The organism is Endozoicomonas elysicola (genome assembly GCF_000710775.1).
GTDB lineage: Bacteria > Pseudomonadota > Gammaproteobacteria > Pseudomonadales > Endozoicomonadaceae > Endozoicomonas > Endozoicomonas elysicola.
On record NZ_JOJP01000001.1, the window covers coordinates 5,110,839 to 5,130,741 of the forward strand.

At 47.9% G+C, this 19,903-nt stretch carries 20 protein-coding genes; 14 read left to right on the forward strand and 6 right to left on the reverse strand.

Translation table 11 applies throughout. From position 1 onward, the window contains the following. Nucleotides 1-6 precede the first annotated feature (6 nt). Both GV64_RS21515 and GV64_RS21520 read right to left on the reverse strand, forming a co-directional pair. Complete coding sequence (locus GV64_RS21515) at nucleotides 7-735, reverse strand: LrgB family protein (protein ID WP_020582326.1); 729 nt, start codon at nucleotides 733-735, stop codon at nucleotides 7-9. After that, entirely contained in the window at nucleotides 728-1,108 is a 381-nt protein-coding gene (locus tag GV64_RS21520) for a CidA/LrgA family protein (protein WP_020582327.1), read from the reverse strand. Before GV64_RS21520 ends, GV64_RS21515 begins: the two co-directional genes overlap by 8 nt. A 398-nt stretch (nucleotides 1,109-1,506) precedes the next feature. Between GV64_RS21520 and GV64_RS21525 the strand changes: the two genes are divergently transcribed. The 8 genes from GV64_RS21525 (at nucleotide 1,507) to GV64_RS21560 (ending at nucleotide 9,864) form a co-directional block, all read left to right on the forward strand. Beyond that, nucleotides 1,507-3,261: a chloride channel protein gene (locus tag GV64_RS21525; RefSeq protein ID WP_020582328.1), complete on the forward strand. Its 1,755-nt coding sequence runs from the start codon at nucleotides 1,507-1,509 to the stop codon at nucleotides 3,259-3,261. Nucleotides 3,262-3,332: 71 nt separating this feature from the next. Next, complete coding sequence (gene hemJ / locus GV64_RS21530) at nucleotides 3,333-3,752, forward strand: protoporphyrinogen oxidase HemJ (RefSeq protein WP_020582329.1); 420 nt, start codon at nucleotides 3,333-3,335, stop codon at nucleotides 3,750-3,752. 145 nt (nucleotides 3,753-3,897) lie between these two features. Beyond that, nucleotides 3,898-4,731, forward strand: coding sequence for a DUF805 domain-containing protein (locus tag GV64_RS21535; RefSeq protein WP_152554151.1), 834 nt, complete (start codon nucleotides 3,898-3,900; stop codon nucleotides 4,729-4,731). 295 nt (nucleotides 4,732-5,026) lie between these two features. Next, nucleotides 5,027-6,217 carry an acetate kinase gene (locus GV64_RS21540; protein WP_020582331.1) on the forward strand — a complete coding sequence of 397 codons (1,191 nt, stop codon included), beginning with the start codon at nucleotides 5,027-5,029 and terminating at the stop codon, nucleotides 6,215-6,217. Between the two features lie 73 nt (nucleotides 6,218-6,290). Further along, nucleotides 6,291-8,381, forward strand: coding sequence for a phosphate acetyltransferase (gene pta / locus GV64_RS21545; protein WP_026258226.1), 2,091 nt, complete (start codon nucleotides 6,291-6,293; stop codon nucleotides 8,379-8,381). 319 nt (nucleotides 8,382-8,700) lie between these two features. Then, complete coding sequence (locus GV64_RS21550) at nucleotides 8,701-8,997, forward strand: GDCCVxC domain-containing (seleno)protein (RefSeq protein WP_020582333.1); 297 nt, start codon at nucleotides 8,701-8,703, stop codon at nucleotides 8,995-8,997. Further along, nucleotides 8,994-9,494, forward strand: coding sequence for a hypothetical protein (locus GV64_RS21555; protein WP_020582334.1), 501 nt, complete (start codon nucleotides 8,994-8,996; stop codon nucleotides 9,492-9,494). Before GV64_RS21550 ends, GV64_RS21555 begins: the two co-directional genes overlap by 4 nt. 73 nt (nucleotides 9,495-9,567) lie before the next feature. Further along, nucleotides 9,568-9,864, forward strand: coding sequence for a hypothetical protein (locus GV64_RS21560; protein WP_020582335.1), 297 nt, complete (start codon nucleotides 9,568-9,570; stop codon nucleotides 9,862-9,864). Here the strand turns inward: GV64_RS21560 and GV64_RS21565 are convergent. Continuing rightward, entirely contained in the window at nucleotides 9,852-10,853 is a 1,002-nt protein-coding gene (locus GV64_RS21565; RefSeq protein ID WP_157236990.1) for a DUF481 domain-containing protein, read from the reverse strand. The two genes, GV64_RS21560 and GV64_RS21565, sit on opposite strands and share 13 nt — an antisense overlap. 417 nt (nucleotides 10,854-11,270) lie before the next feature. On the opposite strand from GV64_RS21565, the gene GV64_RS21570 reads away from it, so the two are divergent. Then, nucleotides 11,271-11,585, forward strand: a complete 315-nt coding sequence (locus GV64_RS21570) for an MGMT family protein (protein WP_026258227.1) — start codon at nucleotides 11,271-11,273, stop codon at nucleotides 11,583-11,585. 4 nt (nucleotides 11,586-11,589) lie between these two features. Further along, entirely contained in the window at nucleotides 11,590-11,808 is a 219-nt protein-coding gene (locus GV64_RS21575; RefSeq protein ID WP_152554152.1) for a hypothetical protein, read from the forward strand. Between the two features lie 227 nt (nucleotides 11,809-12,035). Here the strand turns inward: GV64_RS21575 and GV64_RS21580 are convergent, their stop codons facing one another. The 3 genes from GV64_RS21580 to GV64_RS21590 form a co-directional block, all read right to left on the reverse strand. Further along, nucleotides 12,036-13,583, reverse strand: a complete 1,548-nt coding sequence (locus GV64_RS21580; RefSeq protein WP_020582339.1) for an AmpG family muropeptide MFS transporter — start codon at nucleotides 13,581-13,583, stop codon at nucleotides 12,036-12,038. Nucleotides 13,584-13,966: 383 nt separating this feature from the next. Next, entirely contained in the window at nucleotides 13,967-14,452 is a 486-nt protein-coding gene (locus GV64_RS21585) for a YajQ family cyclic di-GMP-binding protein (RefSeq protein ID WP_020582340.1), read from the reverse strand. 164 nt (nucleotides 14,453-14,616) lie between these two features. Next, nucleotides 14,617-14,832, reverse strand: coding sequence for a dodecin (locus tag GV64_RS21590; RefSeq protein WP_020582341.1), 216 nt, complete (start codon nucleotides 14,830-14,832; stop codon nucleotides 14,617-14,619). Nucleotides 14,833-14,958: 126 nt separating this feature from the next. On the opposite strand from GV64_RS21590, the gene GV64_RS21595 reads away from it, so the two are divergent. The 4 genes from GV64_RS21595 to GV64_RS21610 all read left to right on the forward strand — a co-directional run bounded on the left by GV64_RS21595 (nucleotide 14,959) and on the right by GV64_RS21610 (nucleotide 19,876). Further along, entirely contained in the window at nucleotides 14,959-15,873 is a 915-nt protein-coding gene (locus tag GV64_RS21595; protein WP_020582342.1) for a ketopantoate reductase family protein, read from the forward strand. 161 nt (nucleotides 15,874-16,034) lie between these two features. Continuing rightward, on the forward strand, nucleotides 16,035-16,931 hold the full coding sequence (gene nadC, locus GV64_RS21600; protein ID WP_020582343.1) for a carboxylating nicotinate-nucleotide diphosphorylase: 897 nt from the start codon (nucleotides 16,035-16,037) through the stop codon (nucleotides 16,929-16,931). A gap of 31 nt (nucleotides 16,932-16,962) precedes the next feature. Then, nucleotides 16,963-17,979 carry a UDP-glucose 4-epimerase GalE gene (galE, locus tag GV64_RS21605; RefSeq protein WP_020582344.1) on the forward strand — a complete coding sequence of 339 codons (1,017 nt, stop codon included), beginning with the start codon at nucleotides 16,963-16,965 and terminating at the stop codon, nucleotides 17,977-17,979. A 181-nt stretch (nucleotides 17,980-18,160) separates the two neighbouring features. Next, nucleotides 18,161-19,876: a DNA ligase LigA-related protein gene (locus tag GV64_RS21610; RefSeq protein ID WP_020582345.1), complete on the forward strand. Its 1,716-nt coding sequence runs from the start codon at nucleotides 18,161-18,163 to the stop codon at nucleotides 19,874-19,876. Nucleotides 19,877-19,903: the final 27 nt, after the last annotated feature.

Consider the following 19,903-nt stretch of genomic DNA (forward strand, 5'->3'; position numbering starts at 1 on the left):
ATTTAATTACAGTAATAGACTGATCAGCCATGGTACAAGGAGTGGCATGTAGATAGCGCACAGGCACATCCCAAGGCTGGAATAGACTCCCATGGTCAGATCCAGTTCGAAAGCTCTAGCAGTACCTCCTGCATGAGCATTCACCCCCATGGCAAAGCCAATCGCCCTTGGGTCGGTCACACCAAACATACGACACAGTGAAGGCCCCACCAGCGAACCATAAACGCCGGAAATAATGACCACGGCAGCTACCAGAGGGATAATAGCGCCGTATTGTTCTCCCATCACCAGGGCAACTGCTGTGGTTACGGCCTTGGTAGAAATGGATAACACCACCTCTCTTGAGCCTCCGGTTGCCAGCGCCATTCCCATACCAATAAACGCAGCAAGAAACCCACCGATCAGCAATGAACACATCAAGGGCCCTGCCAACTGTCGAAGGGTATGGAGCTGCCGGGAAAGAGGAACCGCCAGTGATACGGTAAATGGCGCCAGCAACATCTTCAGCAACTCACTGTGCTTTGTGTACATGTCAGGCTGAAGTGGAGAGAAGCGAATAACCAGAAAAACCAGGAGACTGGTGGTAAACAGTGGATGAAACCAGCCTTTGCGCCCCATACGGATAAAAAACTTTTCCGCCAGCAGGTAGGCACCCAGATTAATAAGCAGGATCACAACCGGGTTGTTCATTTGCCGCTGCAATAATCCGTAAGAGAAACTGATAACTTCATCCATGATGGTTCTCTCCGCTCTCAGCAGCAAAACGTTTAAGCAGCCATTGCAGGAGAACAGCCGTTATTACCAATGAAACAGGGGTCGCAACCAGCATCGCCAGAGTGATAGGTAGCCATTGCTGCAAGAGAAGGTCACTCAGGAAGAAAATACCCACACAGCCCGGGATAAACAGTACGGCCAAATAGCGGATACAGAACTGACTAACCTTATCCAGAGACTCACTGACGCCTCCGGATATTTGCAGGTAGATCACCAGAAGTATCAACCCCATGACTGAACCCGGAACCGGAAGGCTTAACGCGTCGCTTAATACATCACCCAACACGGTGAAAAACAGCAACGTGACAATGCCCGATAATGTTCCTGATGACATCGTTTAACCTCTCCCGAAGCAGCCATGTGCTGCTCTCTAAAAACTTGTCAGGATCTATATGCTTCGCCGCTCACCCAACCCAATTGAAGATATAGCATCAACAGATCCTGAGATTAACCATCCAAAATGGCGTATTAAGACGGATCAATGGTGATTGAGAAGAAAAGTTATTGTGTTTTACCGGTAGAGAGACACAATGACAATCCGGTAAACTGCAGACTCCACCCTCCTTCAGCCGTCATTGAAAACACTTACAAACGAATACTGAAGTACATAAACCTGAAATAGTCACATTTCCACCGCTTTGTATGCAAGGAAGCAAGACCGTCCGATAACCACTTAGAAACGAGTCAACCTTACCGAAATAACACCATAAAAGGAGGAAGCAAAGCTGCTCCATGTTTAAGAAACCCTCAATACAGAACTTAAGGCTGCGTCTTGCACAATCAGAAGCCCTGCCACAACTGACCCTGATGGCACTGATTACCGGACTGCTTGCCGGAGGCTTTCTTATCGCTTTCGAGGAGCTGCTTTTTTTCTTTGGCGTTGTTTCTCAGCGTGCTTTGATTCCCGATCATGTATTTTCAACACTGGCATCGGTTGAAAGTGGTTATGAAGCCCTCCCCCCCCTTGTCCGCTTTTTCTCACCTATCGGGGGTGCCCTGGCATTGGTCCTGTTAATCAAGAGCCGCCCACCCAAAAGAAGAAGTTTTGGTATTGCTCATGTGATTGAGCGTTTAACGTTGAACAGGGGCTGGTTACCCATTACCAGTACCATTACTCAGTTTTTTGGCGTACTGATTGCGTTGGTCAGTGGATTTTCGGTGGGGCGTGAAGGCCCTGCCGTGCATATGGGAGCAGGAGCCGGCAGTTTTCTGGGCCAGATACTGAAACTGCCAACCAACACTCTGGGGGTACTGGCGGGTTGTGGTACTGCTGCAGCTATTGCTGCGCTGTTCAACACCCCCATGGCCGGTGTTATCTTTGCCATGGAGGTGGTTATGAAAGAATATTCGCTGGAAAGCTTTATTCCGGTAATGGCTTCTGCAGTTGTGGCTTCAGTGCTGACACAGACAGTCTACGGACCTAACCCAGCATTCCAGATCCCGATTATCCCCTCTGCAACACCCGAAGAACTGGCAGTAACGGCTATTACCGCTGTCATTATTGGCCTTCTTGCTGCGGCGTTTATTCAAATTAATATCTTTGCCATTCAAAAGCGCCAGCATAAGGTCGTCTTCCCACTGTTAATCGCTGGTCTTTTAATGGGAATCGTTGCCGTTCTGGTTCCTGCAACGATGGGTATTGGCTATGACACGATTGAAGCGCTGTTGATCGGCGACGATTTAAACCTGTCGTTTCTGTTTATCCTGCTGGCAACCAAACTGGTTATTACCGCTCTGGTCATCGGCCTTGGGGTTCCCGGTGGAATGATTGGTCCATCGTTGATGATGGGGGCTACAGCCGGTGCCTGCAGCGTTTTACTGGCTGAGCAGTTCCTAGGGATCTCTGCAACCAATATTACCTTTCATGTCATGACCGGAATGATCGCTATGATGGCTGCAATCTTTCAGGCCCCATTGACCGCGCTGATTACCGTCCTGGAACTCACCCACAGCTCACAGATTATTCTTCCGGCCATGCTGGCTATCGTCATTGCCTGCCTTACTTCCAGCCAGATCTGTAAACAACAGAGTATTTTTGCCATGCAGTTCATGGCTCGTGGACAGAGTATTCAGCTTTCTCCGATGACTCAGCTTTTGAATAGAACAGGTGTGGCCAGCTTAATGGATAGCCGTTTCATCCGCCTTTCACCTGACCTCACTGTAGATAACGCCAAAGCAGAGATATCCGAAAATATTCAATGGCTCGTTTTTAAAAAAGATGAGCAGTTATATATTCTCAGTGCAAACACGCTATTTGATAGTGAAACTGCTCCAGCAATCAGAACAATAGGATCTTTGAAAGGCCTTAAAAGAGCCGGAATGATCAGTTCCCAAGCCTCCGCTGATGAAGCGCTGTCCATCATGAAAAAAAATAGCATTGAGAATTTGCTGGTAGTGTCCGGCAACAGTGAAAGGGAGTTTTTTGATCCGGAAAAGTCAGGGATCCTCAACAAAGGAATGATCGATACACTCTATAAAGATGACTAATTGTGAACAGCCCTTGATTTCCGCTACTATCCAGAGGATTCCTAGACCTTAATAATTATTTGGGACACTCTATGCTCTGGATTAAAGCTTTCCATATTATTGCCATGACCTGCTGGTTTGCCGCCCTCTTTTACCTTCCCAGGCTTTTCGTCTATCACGCTATGAGTGAAGACCAGGTCAGCAAAGATCGCTTTGTCATCATGGAAAGAAAGCTTATGCGAGGTATCGCCACGCCCTCCATGATTGTCACCCTGATTCTTGGCCTGTGGCTATTACACTACATCCCGGGCTATATGAGCGCTCCCTGGATGCATGCAAAACTGACTCTGGTTGCTCTGACTCTGGGCTATCACCATATGTGTGCCCGCTATATGAAGCAACTGGCCGCCGGCACCAGCACCCATAGTCATAAGTTTTTCAGAGTTTTCAATGAAATCCCTGTTATCTTCCTTGTTGGTATTGTCATTCTGGTCGTTGTTAAGCCCTTCTAGCCAAACCGTAGAGGGCATAAAGTCCCACGAGGAAAAGCTTTTCTTTTGTGAGTTTTGTGATCTCTGCGGTTAATGACAAAAAAGCCTCAGTCTCTCTCATGCCAGCCGATAACCTGTCTCAGGGCATTTATTGGGACTGGCCATCATGGACGAAGCATTCTACAAACTGATTTTTGAAGGAGAGACTCTGCCAGGCTTTAAGGAAAAAAACGTCCGGAAAAACCTGAAAGAGCTCCTTAATGCCGATAAAGAAAAACTGAATCGCCTTTTCTCAGGCAAGCCAGTGGTTATTCGAAAGAACCTGCCAGCCGATGATATACGCCCTTACGAAAGAGCCATGATGAAAGCCGGGGCGGTCTGCCGAATTCTCTCGATTAATGGTGATGAAGAGCTTGCTCCCACACCATTAGAAGCTGTAATAGAAATAGAAGAAGGTCAGCCTGATACAATCAAACCCGCAAAATCGCCTCGTAAATTTCAGCTGATTCCAAGAATGGGCAGAATCCGATTTACCGCCTCTCTCTGGATGGTCGCGCTATTAGGCGTTGGTGCCTGGTGGGTGCCAGAGCGGATAACCCCACACCTGATAGCCTATTATCCGCCTCTCGAGTCACTGTACCTCACTCTGGGCATGATCGCTCTTGCCTCTCTGCTTTTACTGGTTGTTGCTGCCAGAAGACTTCACGATATCGACATCAGTAGCTGGAGAAGTTTTTTCCTGATCATACCCGGAATTAACCTGCTATTTCTTCTATGGCTTTCTCTTTCGTCTGGTACCAAAAATACCAACATGTTTGGCCCAGTTCCAAGGAGTGCAGGAACCATCGCACAGCTTTTTGGTCTATGGGTTCCATTACTGGTTATCATTGCCTCTGGAGCATACGGCTGGCTTCATCAGGAAGAATTGCAACAGCTGGCCTCAAACCTTCCGGAGATGATAACGCAGCTGGACATTCCTTTATGGAAACAGGACAGCTAGAGCCTGCTGATGCTTAAAAGCCACCATGACACTGGTGAACAATTAACCACAGCCTCGCTACGATATACGCATCAATACGCAGTCCACTGACACAGGTCAATGGTTATAATGTTTTTCATACCGCTTCTCTACTTTACAAGCCGTGATCACCTTTTGTGATCGGTTCAGGCCGCTGCGTTTAGCGATATTCGTGACAATCCGCTTTCATTAAAAGCATTACACGAGAGTTTCCACAAACAGCACGGTCATTTTCACTGGTACCCTTTTTACCCGTAAGGCACTGGAAATAGTTTCTATGAGCAAAGACAGCGTTCTGGTTATTAACTGTGGCAGTTCTTCCCTGAAGTTCGCAGTAATCAACCCGAAAACCGAAGAGGAAAGCATCAGCGGCATCGCCGAGCGCCTCGTGGGCAACGAAGCTTTTATCACCTGGAAACTGAACGGTGAAAAACAGACTCTGAATCTTGGCGCCGCTGGCCACGAAGGTGCTATCGAAGCACTGGTGGGTGTTCTGCGTGACAACAACCTGATGGAGCATATTGAAGCCATCGGTCACCGTGTTGTTCACGGTGGTGAGAAGTTCACTGAATCTACCCTGATTAATGATGACGTCATCAAAGGCATTGAAGACTGCAGCCATCTGGCGCCTCTGCACAACCCAGCTCATCTGCAGGGCATCCGTGCCTGCTTGAAGTACTTCCCAGGCCTGCCGCAGTCTGTTGTGTTTGACACCGCATTCCACCAGACCATGCCTGCTGAAAGCTACCTGTACGCTGTTCCTTACAGCCTTTACAAAGAGCACGGCCTGCGTCGCTACGGCATGCACGGCACCAGCTACCGCTACGTCAGCAAAACAGCTGCTGACATGCTGGGTCTGGACTACGACAACAGCGCTATTCTGGTTGCTCACCTGGGTAACGGTGCCAGCGCCTGTGCCGTTAAGAACGGTAAGTCTGTAGACACCACTATGGGCCTGACACCTCTGGAAGGTCTGGTGATGGGTACCCGTTCCGGCGACATCGATCCGAACGTATTCAGCTTCCTGAACAAACAGCTTGGTTACTCTCTGGATGAAATCACCGACATCCTGAACAAAAAGTCTGGCCTGCTGGGTCTGTCCGAAATGGATAACGACTGCCGCGTGATCGAAGATGCAGCGGCCCAGGGCAATGAGCGCGCCCAGCTGACTCTGGACGTATTCTGCAACGTTCTGGCCAAGAAACTGGCGGGTTTTGCCGCTGAAATGGGTCGCATTGATGCACTGGTCTTCACCGGTGGTATCGGTGAAAACTCCAGCGTTATTCGTAAGAACGTGCTTGAGCGCCTGTCCATCTTCGGTTTTGAGGTTGACGAGAAAGCCAACGAAGAAACTTTCCGTGGTAAGAGCGGAGTCATCACCAAGTCAGGCTCAACCGTAGCTATTGTTGTAGCGACCAATGAAGAGCTGATGATTGCCCGTGATACCGAAGCGCTGATTGCTGGCTAAACTGGTTATCTAAACGACTTAAACAACAGGAGGTTCCACCTCCTGTTTTTATATGAGAAGGATTTTTCAGGATATGCGTACATTTTTCCTGGCGCCAACACGTTACGGTGTTGGCCTGACCTCCGTAACACTGGGTCTGGTTCGAGCACTCGACAACCTCGGCCTGAGAGTCAAGTTCTTCAAGCCCATTGCCCAGCTGCATGTTGGTGATACAGGGCCTGAGCGTTCAACCAAGCTGGTTCAGCGCATCATGGATCACGAACCACCTACGCCCATCACTTCACATCGTGCTGAAGACCTGCTGGGTGATAATAAGGGTGATGTCCTGATGGAAGAGATTGTTGCTCTGTTTGAGCAGGCCTCTCAGGACTGTGACGTTATGGTGGTGGAAGGTCTGGTACCGACCCGGGAAATGCCTTACGCCAACCGCCTGAACAGCAATATCGCCAAAACCATCAATGCCGATATCATTCTGGTATCTGAGCCAGGCAATGACTCTCTGGAAGATCTGGCTGATAAGCTGGAAATCGCCGCAGACAGTTTTGGTGGTATCAAGAACCCGAATGTTGTCGGCTATGCCCTGAACAAACTGTCTCCGGAAATAGTCGCCCGCCTGAATAAGGATGGTCACTTCCAGAGCCTGCCAGAGTTTGCACGTAAGCCCTTCCAGCCACTGGGCTACATTCCATTCGACACTAACCTGGCTTCTCCCAGAACCATGGATATTGCCGAACACCTGAAAGCAGAATTGATTAATGCGGGTGAAATGGATACCCGCCGGGTGACTTCATACACTCTAAGCGCCAGAACCCCTACCAACATGATCCACCACCTGAAGCCAGGTAACCTGGTTATCACGCCAGGAGATCGTGATGACATCATTCTTGCTACCTGTATGGCTGCACTGAATGGTGTACCACTGGCCGGCCTTCTGTTGACCAGTGGGATCACACCATCCAAGCCCGTGATGGAGCTGTGCAACAAAGCCATCAGCACAGGCCTTCCGGTTATGCTGACTGAAGAAGATTCTTACACCACAGCCACCATGCTGGATCGTCGCCATAATGAACTGCCGGTGGATGACACTGCCCGTGTTGAAATGGTGATGGATAGCATTGCTGCCAACCTGAACACCGAGTGGTTGAAACAGCAGTGTGCAGCCTTGGCCGAGCGCAGACTCTCACCACCTGCATTCCGTTACCAGCTGGTACAGAGAGCCCAGGGCGCTAACAAGCGTGTTGTTCTTCCAGAAGGTGATGAGCCCCGCACTATCCAGGCTGCAGTTATCTGTCAGGAGCGCGGCATTGCCCAGTGTATTCTTCTGGGTCAGCGCAGTGTTATTGAGCAGGTTGCCAAAGATAATGGCATTACCCTGCCCGATGGCCTGGTTATTATGGAGCCTGAAAGCATTCGCGCTCGCTATGTAGCCCCTATGGTTGAACTTCGCAAGAGCAAAGGCCTGACTGCCCCCATGGCGGAAGCACAGCTGGAAGATACCGTGGTACTCGGTACCATGATGCTGGCTCTGAACGAAGTTGATGGCCTGGTTTCCGGTGCAGTACACACCACAGCCAATACTATTCGCCCAGCATTCCAGCTGGTTAAGCCAAAGAAAGATGCTGGAGGTCTGGTTTCCTCTATTTTCTTCATGCTGCTGCCTGACCAGGTTCTGGTTTACGGTGACTGTGCGGTGAACCCGAATCCAGATGCCGATCAACTGGCCAACATCGCCATTCAAAGTGCTGACTCAGCCGTTGCCTTTGGCATTGAACCACGCATTGCCATGATCAGTTACAGCACAGGCACTTCCGGTATTGGTGCTGACGTTGAGAAAGTACGTGAAGCCACGGAAATAGTTAAAGCCAAGCGCCCAGACCTGATTATTGATGGCCCTCTGCAATATGATGCAGCATCGGTTGAATCCGTTGCCCAGAGTAAAGCACCAGACAGTAATGTTGCGGGTCGTGCTACGGTGTTTATCTTCCCAGATCTGAATACAGGTAACACCACCTATAAAGCAGTACAGCGCAGTGCTGACGTTATCAGTGTAGGCCCAATGCTTCAGGGTCTTAACAAACCAGTTAACGACCTCTCTCGTGGTGCGCTGGTTGACGATATCGTTTACACCATTGCCCTGACTGCCATTCAGGCTGAAAACGACTAATATCGTATACAATCTCCTCTACAAAGCCGGACTAAATGAGTCCGGCTTTTTTTTGCTGTCAGCAAACTGTCACATTCTTTTCTTATGCTCTCGAAGGAAGCAGTAGAAACTGGCCCGATTCCTGCTGCCTTTTCGATAAGACGATTTATAGGTTATTTTGGAAAGTGTGAGATTTTCGCCATTTTTCCAAACCAGAAAAAGGTATGTTTCAGCTTTTTAAGAGCTTGTAGTCAATAAACCAACAGGGAGGCCGATAACTCTATCCTATGCCCAAGAAGAAAAAGCAATGAACGGCACAGGGAGTGCCAGGAGATAGTATATGTTAACGAAAAACCATAACTCACATTCAAAGAACCATTCATCAACATCCATCATTACCTGTCCGGATTGCATGCATCACGCCATTGAAACCATGCCACAGGATGCGTGTATTTATCTTTATGAATGCAGAAACTGCCAGAAGCTGATTACACCCCAGCAGGGAGACTGCTGCGTTTTCTGTTCACACGGAAATCAACCATGCCCAACCTCACAGCGGGATAAAAAAGCCTACGCTGAAATGACACCATTCTCCGAAGAAGCCACTGAAAACATGACCGCCTCTAGCCACCTATGACCTCTTCCAATAATCAGGAAACACTGGATTCAAATAGAAAAGCATACCCGGATGGCGACCCCGTCACCCGGTTTTTACGAGCCCGTGGTTTTGAAGTATCTGCCTACTATATGGGCAAAACCTCTTTACTTCTGGGTGCCCGCTTTGAATATCAAGGCGTTGAAATCGTATACCGCGTGGAAGGTGATACACTGATTATGGCCATCTACCGGCGTCTGCACAGCAGTGAAAGCGGGTTGAAAAATATCTTTGAGCCATTTATCTGGTTTTCAGAAAGACTGATTTATGACATCCCGGAAATTCGATTTATGCGGGGCAACCCTGATGCGCTATCAGCCCCTGATGGCAAAGGCCTGACAACCAGAAAGCTCCATCGTTTTTACCGCCACTTGATGGGGGCAGAACCAGATCCGGAACCAGGCTGGTATCGCTTTGAGCTGATAAACTATAAAACCATGCGTCAACGACAACAGGAACGAAGTTCAAAAAAAGACTAGTACCCGTTGTTAACCAATAGTCATTGCTGCCGTTATTAAAAGAAGTAACTTCTGAAAAAGTACCGTCATCGCAATGAAAGTCAGAAAAACCCTGATTTTTCCACTGGAAAGCCAAACTCCTGAGAACTTGACCAGAAATTCGCTGCTTTACCGCGCAGCCAACTGGCTGGAGACTGCCATGCGTGCTTTACAGGAACACAAAGAAGCCGAAAAAAAAACAGAGTACTCATCTCTGAGTAAAAATCTTATCACTCCATCAAGACACTTCCCCTTTCGACGACACTTGATGAAATCCAGATACTTTATGCCTGTCAGAGGGCGCTTGCCCGTTTGCACCAACCTGAGGCGCATGGGGCCTCACCACTGGTAACCAATCCCCATCTTGACCCGACTGTCTATTTTTTGCGTTTTATCAACCGGGTCACTGTCGTAATCCAATATATGCGTCAGATTCCAGGTAATATGATCAGTCAATCCAATTTTAACCCCCTGATTAACATTAACCAGTGTCGTTGATTGCTTTAGCCGGAAGAACGTTCTGCTATTCGCAAAATACTCCCAGTTATTAATAATTCGTGTCCGGTAGTTAAAGACCCAAGTCAACGCATAATCCTGCTGTGACTCATTCGTCTTATAATCCTCCCAGAGCCTGCTGATACCCCCACTAGTTTTCAGTGCCCCTTCTGCGGTCTCCCAAAAGCGGTAACCCAGAGTACCACCCAGCGATGTCCGGGTTCTCAAATCCTCATCAGAATCATATTCCTGCTCAGCTGCACCCTGCACAAACCAGTGTTCATCGAGATAGCGACTGTATGAATAGCCAACTTTCCACTCAGAGCTTTTAACACCGTCATCATCTTCAGCTTCGATATCCCAATAGAAGGCATTTTTATTCCATTGGTCATCTATATTGAGTTTACCTTCAACACCAATTAACAGCTCATCATCATTGCCGGACTTGCTGTCCAGCGTAGCCACCAGGTTACCTCCCAGCTCCCAGGTATCCGCAATAACTGGCTTTTCAATGTGAATAGCAGCAACGGGCCAGACGGCAGAAAATGAACGCTTTCGCCCATTGCTATCAATTACCGTGACGCCGGTTTCCTGCCCTTCGAACTGTCTTAGCCTGGCCTCTTCTTCGCCAATCAAACTGACCCAGAAACTTTTATCAGAATCCAGGGCTGTCACATAGCGCCAGTCCAGCTCAATAGTACCAGCATATTTGGTTTGCAGGCTCAGCTTTCCAGAATCCAGCTTCATAATATCGCCAGACAGTACATCGCCATTGTTCATCCAGACGGTATCAGCCCACGCCTGACTAGTGAAAAACAGACACAATCCCCCCAGCGATCTGTACAAACAGCGAAGGCTCCTTTGGAGCAACATAGAGCTCACTTCCCCCGAACAGGCTTTATCAACCTGTAAAAATCATAAATGCGACAGAATCCACAATATTGATGAGCAAATCAATGGTAATTACAGCTATATAAATATCCTGCCATATGAAATCACACTTTCAGTTTCATTGTTCAGCCACACTCGGCAACTTCTCCGTGCGCTGCTCTAGCTTCTGCATCCATGCAGTCGTGCTGCGTTACAATTCTGGTCACATAGCCCTGCTATGCTCCCGTCATTGTGCCTTGCATAGTTGCTGTTCAATAAGCCAGAAACTTCTGATTTCATATGGCCGGATACTTAATTTCCTTTCCCATTCCATACTTTTCAAATATCCTGAAATCTGTTGTTTATCATGAACCTTATAGTGGAGAACCAACGTTGACTGCCCCCTTTACCCCTTCGGAAATATGGTATCTGCTCAGCAGAATTCCGAAAGGCTGTGTTGTCACCTATGGCCAACTGGCAAATATGGCAGGTGCTCCCGGCTATGCGCGTGTAGTGGGCAATATTCTCAAGCAGCTACCCGCAGGGACCGACCTTCCCTGGCACCGTGTAATTAACGGTAAAGGCCAGATTTCGTTTCCAGACGGATCCAGTCGATATAATCTTCAGAAACTCCGGCTGGAGCAGGAAGGAGTTAATATCTCCTACGGAAAGGTCAACCTGAAAGCCCACCAATGGCATGGAGAATAAGCACATGGATGGAGCACCGGAAGATATTGCCCTGGCCGTAGAGATTATACGCCAGCTTGAAAACCTGAATTATCCTGAAGAAAGTATTCTCAGAGCAATGGTTCATATATTTCAAGATACGCTGAATAAACTGCCAAATGATGGTACCAGGGAGTACTGGCAGCAAAAGCTGATCACAGAGATTATGGCCTCAACACCCAATAGACCTACAGACTCCCATTAATACCAATCGAACATTCTAACGATGCTATTGCGCTGGCAGTATGAACATCTGCCCCGCGCTGAAACTCCTCGCAATAACCCTCTATTACTCGTCATTTCGCCCTGTTCTGAAGTCGATTCCTGCCATACTCATTGCGTTAGTTAGAAAATTCGTTCTGTATAAGACGTTTTTAAAACCTATAAGCCATGTCTTTGCTCGCCTCATACAACGACGAGCAAAGGCCAACCCTACCGAGTTTCAAGCAGCCGCCCAACATACGTCACAAGCCATATAACAGGCAGCCCCAAAAGTGCAGAGCCAATAAAGAAGACCGGATAATCCAGGGCATCCACAAAAGTGCCGGAATAACCCGCGAGCAACTTCGGCAACAACGTCATTAATGAACTGAAAATGGCGTACTGCATGGCCGTAAAGGCCCGGTTCGTCAGACTGGATAAGAAAGCAATGAAAGCTGCTGACGCCAAACCACCACTGAGATTATCCGCGGCAATAACCATACTGAGATAGAGGCTGGATGGTTCAAGATTGGCCAGAAATGCAAACAGAACGTTGGATAGTGCCGCCAGCAACGCCCCCACCCACAGAATGCGCATTACCCCATAGCGAATGGCAAGCACACCTCCCAGAAAGCCTCCCGCAATGGTCATCACCAAACCGAAGGTTTTAGTGATCGTTGCGATTTGCTCTTTGGTATAACCCATGTCGTTGTAAAACACATTCGAAATGGTTCCCATCACAATATCAGCAATGCGGTATGTCCCTACCAGCAACAATATATAAACAGCAACCTTGCCATATCGTTCAAAAAAGTCGGCAAAGGGTGCAATATACGTTTCCTGAACCATGCCTCTTGGGGCCAGATGAATTTTCACCAGAGCCCAGGCAATAAAAGCTGCAGCTATAATACTACATACCAAGCGCCCTGCCCCCACCAGAAAGCCGGCCAGCGGAGCGGAAACACCACCGTCAATCAGCACTGTTTTCAGAGTCTCAAGCGGGGTCGCCAGCTGAGTAAACGAAACAATGAAAGTGGTCGCGGCAAAAGCAAAGAGCAATAAAAAACGAAGATAATCAGTAATGCTATTTTGAGATTCAGAAGCACGATTGTTATTAACAGGCTCAGCCACAACCAGAGTGGTGATAATACCAATAAGCATGAAGCCAGCCATACAGCGGTAGGCCCAGGCCCAGGCCAGATAGTCATAACCTGCTTCTTCGGTCATGGTAAACCAACTGGCCAACGCCAATGTACCAGCCCCAGCCACCAGCATACCTACACGGTAGCCAGCAATATAGGCTGATGACATCATCGCCTGCAAATCATCATCGGCGGCTTCTATCCGGTAGGCATCGATAACGATATCCTGAGTTGCTGAAGAAAAGCCAAGCATAACGGCCCCACTGGCAATCCAGAACAGACCGTCAACAGGATTATGTGCTGCCATAAACAGCAAAGCACCAATAATGGATATCTGGGATAACAACAGCCATGAACGCCGACGACCAAGCAAGCCATGCAGTATTGGCAATGGAATACGGTCCACCAGCGGAGCCCAGACAAACTTAAAGGAGTAGCCCAGGGCAGCCCAACTGAAAAATGTCACAGCACTTCGCTCAACACCGGCCTCACGAAGCCAGAGGGACAGACTACTGAAAATCAACAGAATTGGCAGACCTGCTGAAAACCCGAGAAAAAGAAGAGCAATGACCCGGCGATTAAAAAAACTCCTACAGGCGTCTCCCCAGCTTTTCGAAGAATCTGCTGTCAGCCCCATTTAATATGCTCCATAGCTAAGCTCCCAACCACATGAATCATACTTTCTGGCTAATTGCACATCGGCGCTCGACAACGGCTTCTGCATTGCTCCACCTCTTGCAGCCATGCAAGTCGTCCTGCGTTACAACTCTGGGCACATAGCCCTGCGATGCTCCCGTCGCTGTACCTTGTATAGCAATCGCCCAACAACCCAGAAATATACGACTCCATATGATCGGACACTTAATCTTGTTAATTAACGGTGCCACGTCTCTTCTTATTAGTTTTGCTGGCATAAATTAAGGTTCAACAAAGAAGATAACAGCTTATCCGAAGAATAAAAAACCGTTTTCACTGTGCTGTGAAAACGGTTTTAGTTATCGAAAGCCAATGACTCTGAAGTCAGTCTCTGAAATTGTTGTACTGCAGCGGCATATTCAAATCTGCCTCTTTGAGAAATGCGATAACCGTCTGTAGATCATCCCTTTTCTTTCCCGTCACACGAACCTGATCGCCCTGAATGGCTGCCTGTACTTTCAGTTTTGCATCCTTGATCATCTTGACAATTTTTTTAGCCAGGTCCTTATCCAACCCCTGACGAACCACAACTTCCTGCTTGACCTGTTTTCCAGAACCGTAGTGATCCTTCACTTCTAAACACTTAACATCAATACCCCGTTTAACCATTTTGGTTTTCAGCATCTCAACCATTTGGGCCAGCTGAAAATCAGCATCAGCTGCCAGAGTGATTCCTGCCTCACCACTCTTCTCATAACTGGCATCAACACCACGAAAGTCAAAACGGGTAGTTAACTCACGATTGGCCTGGTCAATTGAGTTAGCCAGTTCATGCATATCCACTTCAGAGACAATGTCAAATGAAGGCATAGCTGATGATCTCCTTAAGAAATCGAAAAAATAATTAACAACTATTGTATCCAGAATTGTATTCGAAAGACCATGGAGAAAACCAACACACCAACAACAAGGTTCAGGCTTAATATGCTTATTGATGTTAACAAAACCATCCAGTTCTGCCAGGTACGCTCATTTCACTGATCTTTACCTTTGAGCCTGAAGCCAATCTTTACAGTGACCTGCCAATGGGCAATCTTACCATTCTCAATATGCCCCCGCTGTTCAACCACTTCAAACCAGCCCATATGCTCTATCGTCATGCCTGCAGCAGCAATTGCATTCTGAATAGCATCATCACTACTGACCGTCGAGCTACCCACCAGTTCAGTCAATTTATAGGTATGAGTCATTTTCTTTCTCCCATGCATGTAAAAAACGTTGTAAAAAACAACAGCTGGAAAACACCAACTGTTTGAGTATAGGCAGCAAATGGTAGACTCGACGACTCTTGAGCCCCTGATGGAATACACACATTCATGCACGCTGATAACTGGTATATTTTAGGCGCTGGCAGTATCGGCTGCCTTTGGGCTGCGAGCCTTTGCCATAAAGGGCTCACCCCGCGCCTTATCCTGAGAGAAAGCAGCTATCAGCGATTTGAGCACAAGCGTATTCCACTCAAACTATCGACTCAAAAACAAGTTAAGTGCTTTGATATTGATATCGTCTCTCCCGGAGCCATTGACAGCCCAATCAATCGGCTGATTGTTTGTACCAAAGCCCACGATGCACTGGCCGCTGTGTGTAGTGTGGAGTCACACCTCACGGATAGCTGCCAGATACTGCTGTTACAGAATGGAATGGGAAGCCAACAGGCTATTAGTGATACATTTCCAGAGCAAATTGTTTGGGCGGGATCCAGTACCGATGGTGCTTATCTTTCCGCCCCTTTTGACGTATGCCATGCTGGTCAGGGACAAACGTGGATTGGCCCCATTAGAAAACATAAAGACTCTACACAGGGATTTAATGGACTGTTGGAAAACTTCAGGCTGAAGGTCAGCCAATACGACGCCATTGAACAAAAATTATGGGAAAAACTGGCAATCAACTGCTGTATTAATGGCCTTACGGCACTGTTCAACTGTCGAAATGGTGAACTACTGGACAATGATGAGAAACAGACTTGGCTTAATCAGTTAATTGCTGAAACCAGTAGGGTTCTGACTGCACTTGATATAGAAACACCTTCACTGCAAGAGTGCGTTTACGGGGTATGTCAGGCTACAGCCAACAACATCTCTTCTACCTGCCAGGATGCCAGACAAGGGAGAGCAACCGAACTTCCTTTCATCAACGGCTTTCTGATCGACAAAGCTCATGCACTGGGCATTCCTGTGGACAACCATCGAAAACTGATGGATCAATTGAGAGCCTCCGGTATCCAATAGAGCAGCACTCAGGGGGCGTTACCTGCTGGCCATACAACCAGTTGATAACGCCCCCTAAGCTATCGGACCTACGCTGAGGCTGTTGGTCTCTATACAGGTCATTTATAATCCCCCGCACAAAATAAAAGTTCGCGACCAAGCCTGTAACTTCCGGAATAACCATGAAAGTATCCTATACCCTGCCTGAAAACCTGAGCCCAGTTCTGCGAGACCAGATAGACAGCGCCGTAGAAACCAATGTTCGTCAGGCATTGGCTGAAGATATTGGCTCTGGAGATATTACTGCATCCTTGATTCCAGACACCCAGCAGTCGGTGGCCAGAATTATCTGTCGGGATCATGCCATTATCTGCGGGCGTCCCTGGTTTGATGAAGTATTTCGCCAAATCGACCCGGCTGTTCAGCTGGAATGGCATATCGAGGAAGGGGAGCGGGTTGAGCCGAATCAGGTACTTGTGGTTCTGAAAGGTACTGCCCGTAGCCTGCTGACCGGCGAGCGAGCGGCCATGAACTTTCTGCAAACCCTGTCTGGCACCGCAACCCGCTGCCAGCACTATGCTAATCTGGTCAGTAGTACTGAAGTCAAACTACTAGACACTCGCAAGACCCTGCCAGGCCTGCGGGTGGCCCAGAAATACGCGGTTGCTGCCGGGGGCTGTCACAATCACCGAATCGGGTTATTTGATGCCTTTTTAATTAAGGAAAATCATATTGCTGCCTGTGGTGGTATTGCTCAGACAGTAACTAAAGCTCGCGAGATTGCACCTGGCAAGCCGGTAGAAATCGAAGTGGAGACTATGGAAGAGTTCAACGTTGCCAGAGAAGCAGGAGCCGACATTATTATGCTCGACAACTTCCCGCTGGCACAGCTGGCCGAGACCGTTCGGCTGAACAGGAACCTTCCAGGAAAAGCCCCAAAACTGGAAGCCTCTGGCGGTATTAATGATCAAACCCTGGTGCCCATCGCAGAGACAGGGGTAGATTTCATCTCCATTGGCACACTGACTAAAGACTGTCAGTCTGTGGACCTGTCCATGCGGATGGTTGAGCAGCTTTGAGTAAAAAGGACACCTTGAACAGGGAAAAAGCATGAGCAAAATTTTGGTAACCGGTGGTGCAGGCTATATTGGCAGCCACACCTGTGTTGAACTCCTTAATGATGATTATGAGATCATTGTTCTGGACAATCTCAGCAATAGCAGTGAGGAGTCCCTGAGACGCGTTCAGGAGATCACCGGTAAAACAGTGGAGTTTGTGAAAGGAGATATTCGTGACCCTGAACTGCTGAACACGCTGTTCAGCAATCATGACATATCATCTGTGATTCATTTTGCCGGCCTGAAAGCCGTGGGCGAATCCGTCTCCATGCCGCTGGCTTACTACGATAACAATGTGCATGGAACCCTGGTATTACTGGAAGCCATGAAACAGGCCAATGTAAAAACTCTGGTCTTCAGCTCTTCAGCCACAGTGTATGGTGACCCTGCCAGCCTACCCATAAGTGAGCACTTCCCAACCTCAGCCACCAACCCATATGGCCGATCCAAGCTGATCATTGAGGAAATACTTCAGGATCTTCACGTTTCTGACAACAGCTGGCGTATAGCGTTACTGCGCTACTTTAATCCAGCCGGTGCCCACCCCTCCGGGAAAATTGGTGAAGACCCTAACGATATTCCCAACAACCTGATGCCTTATATCTCCCAGGTGGCCATTGGCAAACTGGAAAAGCTCAGCGTCTTTGGTAATGACTACCCGACTCATGACGGCACAGGCGTGCGTGACTACATCCATGTGGTTGATTTGTCCATCGGCCATGTTCGGGCCATTGAGAAGTTGCAAAAAACCGAAGGTATTCATACCTGGAACCTGGGCGTTGGCAAAGGTTACAGCGTACTGGAAATGGTTGCTGCTTTTGAAAAAGCTTCGGAGCAGCCAGTGCCTTATCAGATTGCCCCCAGACGCTCCGGTGATATTGCCGCCTGTTATGCCAACCCTGAAAAAGCCTTGAAAGAGCTGGGCTGGAAAGCTGAAAAAGGTCTGGAAGAAATGGTGACTGATAGCTGGCGCTGGCAGTCTGCTAATCCAAACGGCTATCACAGTTAATCATCCTTCTAAAAAAAGCTAAAAGAAGGGAACCACAGAGAGCACAAAGCACACGAAGAAAAGCTTTTTTCTTACTTTGTGATCTTTGTGCTCTTCGTGTTTAACATTCCTGGGCTCTTATCGTGCCCCACTCTTATTCGTCATAATGTAACCACCCGCCTTTTCATGCTTTAATCAGGGCATGAAAAAAATAATATATCTCCTGTGGATAACGCTTCATCTACCAGTCTGGGCAGAAGACTGTCCACAGTGGGATAAAAAAGAGGCAGCCGAGAACATTAACCGGCTGTCTGGTGCAGTAGCTCATCATGACGAACGGTACTTTAATCAAAATGCCCCCATCATCAGCGATAGTGAATACGATGCTCTTGCAGCCAGACTAAAACATTGGCAAGCCTGCTTCCCTGCCTTGGAAATAAAGACTCACTTTCCCCAGGATCCTCAAAGCAAATACACGGTTAACCATCAGGCTCGGATGGGCAGCTTAAAGAAAGCCCGGTCTGATGAAAAAATGAAACGCTTTTTAGCGCGTATTTCGGGTAGTGAAGTGTTGGTGCAACCCAAAATAGATGGTATTGCGGTTGAGCTGGTCTATGAGAATGGCCAACTGATACAAGCCTCCACCCGCGGTAATGGCGAAACCGGAGTGGATATTCTAAATCATATCCGGCAAATACCGCTGATCCCAAAAATGTTAACCCATCTGGATATTCAAACGATCATCCTCCATGGCGAACTATTTGCGCGACTGGATAAAGTCGCACCCTCGATTCTTAAACAATACGCCAGTGCCCGGCACATGGTTGCCGGCCAGTTGAACCGATCCGAACCAGAAATTGAAACCATCAAGGCCTTTGATTTTTTCCCATGGCTCTGGATAAACAGCTCCTACTCCAGTGATCTGCAGTCTATAAAAACACTGGCCACAATGGGCTTCCCTCTCCCTCTTGAATACACCCACAAAGTTTCATCCTACCGTGACGTTAAGCAACTCCTGCAGCACTACTCCGCGATCAAAAAACCGCTGTTTTTAATGGATGGCATTGTCATTAAAGCTGAAAGCAATGTGTTCAGGAATAAACTGGGTTGGACAGACAACACGCCCGCCTGGGGCATAGCGTTGAAGTTTGCACCGGAAAGTGCAATATCTGAAGTAGAGAAGATAGCGTTTACGATTGGGCGAACAGGCCATATCACACCAATACTTCACGTTTCTCCCGTGGTGATTAAAAACCGAGCGATCACCAAAGTGTCATTAGGGAGTATCCAGAATCTTAAGAAGCAAGAGATAGCCCTTGGTGACCAAGTCAGCATCCTGCTAAAAGGGAGTGCGATACCCGTCTTTGGAAAAGTTCTATTTCGGCCTGAAAACAGAGTACTCGCAAAACTTCCGGATACTAACCGATATACACCCTTTACCTGCCTTAGCATTTCACCCGGTTGTGAAGAACAGTTTATCGCTCGTCTGATCTGGCTGATTGGAAAACAGGGGCTTGACCTCCCCCCTATAGACAAACCAACCATTCACCAGTTGGTAAGCACCGGAAAAGTTAAAGCGCTCGAGGATATTCTGCAGTTGGATCACCAGTCATTGCTTAACGCTGGCATGACACAGTCAGAGAGCCAACAGTATCTGCAGTCCATAACTGAACCTAAAAGCCTCAGGCAACAAATAAGAGCTATCGGTATTCCGGGGGTTGGTAAAGCAAAAACCAAACAGCTGGCAACTTGCACTCAACACTTAAACGAATTACCCAGACTAAAGGCTGAACACATGGAAAAATGTTCATTACATGGAGTACAGGCAGAACTTACTGAATTTACCAACAAGGCAGAAATAAAAGCATTAATAATGCATCTGGAAAAAAATATTCCCACGCGTAGCGTGGGAATATAGGATCACTCAAGACATCAAACAGACAGT

Excerpts from the sequence above, each read along its gene's own strand:
- GV64_RS21515 (WP_020582326.1), bottom strand. The coding sequence starts at position 735 with ATGGATGAAGTTATCAGTTTCTCTTACGGATTATTGCAGCGGCAAATG.
- GV64_RS21520 (WP_020582327.1), bottom strand. The coding sequence starts at position 1,108 with ATGTCATCAGGAACATTATCGGGCATTGTCACGTTGCTGTTTTTCACC.
- GV64_RS21525 (WP_020582328.1), top strand. The coding sequence starts at position 1,507 with ATGTTTAAGAAACCCTCAATACAGAACTTAAGGCTGCGTCTTGCACAA.
- hemJ (WP_020582329.1), top strand. The coding sequence starts at position 3,333 with ATGCTCTGGATTAAAGCTTTCCATATTATTGCCATGACCTGCTGGTTT.
- GV64_RS21535 (WP_152554151.1), top strand. The coding sequence starts at position 3,898 with ATGGACGAAGCATTCTACAAACTGATTTTTGAAGGAGAGACTCTGCCA.
- GV64_RS21540 (WP_020582331.1), top strand. The coding sequence starts at position 5,027 with ATGAGCAAAGACAGCGTTCTGGTTATTAACTGTGGCAGTTCTTCCCTG.
- pta (WP_026258226.1), top strand. The coding sequence starts at position 6,291 with ATGCGTACATTTTTCCTGGCGCCAACACGTTACGGTGTTGGCCTGACC.
- GV64_RS21550 (WP_020582333.1), top strand. The coding sequence starts at position 8,701 with ATGTTAACGAAAAACCATAACTCACATTCAAAGAACCATTCATCAACA.
- GV64_RS21555 (WP_020582334.1), top strand. The coding sequence starts at position 8,994 with ATGACCTCTTCCAATAATCAGGAAACACTGGATTCAAATAGAAAAGCA.
- GV64_RS21560 (WP_020582335.1), top strand. The coding sequence starts at position 9,568 with ATGAAAGTCAGAAAAACCCTGATTTTTCCACTGGAAAGCCAAACTCCT.
- GV64_RS21575 (WP_152554152.1), top strand. The coding sequence starts at position 11,590 with ATGGATGGAGCACCGGAAGATATTGCCCTGGCCGTAGAGATTATACGC.
- GV64_RS21580 (WP_020582339.1), bottom strand. The coding sequence starts at position 13,583 with ATGGGGCTGACAGCAGATTCTTCGAAAAGCTGGGGAGACGCCTGTAGG.
- GV64_RS21585 (WP_020582340.1), bottom strand. The coding sequence starts at position 14,452 with ATGCCTTCATTTGACATTGTCTCTGAAGTGGATATGCATGAACTGGCT.
- GV64_RS21590 (WP_020582341.1), bottom strand. The coding sequence starts at position 14,832 with ATGACTCATACCTATAAATTGACTGAACTGGTGGGTAGCTCGACGGTC.
- GV64_RS21595 (WP_020582342.1), top strand. The coding sequence starts at position 14,959 with ATGCACGCTGATAACTGGTATATTTTAGGCGCTGGCAGTATCGGCTGC.
- nadC (WP_020582343.1), top strand. The coding sequence starts at position 16,035 with ATGAAAGTATCCTATACCCTGCCTGAAAACCTGAGCCCAGTTCTGCGA.
- galE (WP_020582344.1), top strand. The coding sequence starts at position 16,963 with ATGAGCAAAATTTTGGTAACCGGTGGTGCAGGCTATATTGGCAGCCAC.
- GV64_RS21610 (WP_020582345.1), top strand. The coding sequence starts at position 18,161 with ATGAAAAAAATAATATATCTCCTGTGGATAACGCTTCATCTACCAGTC.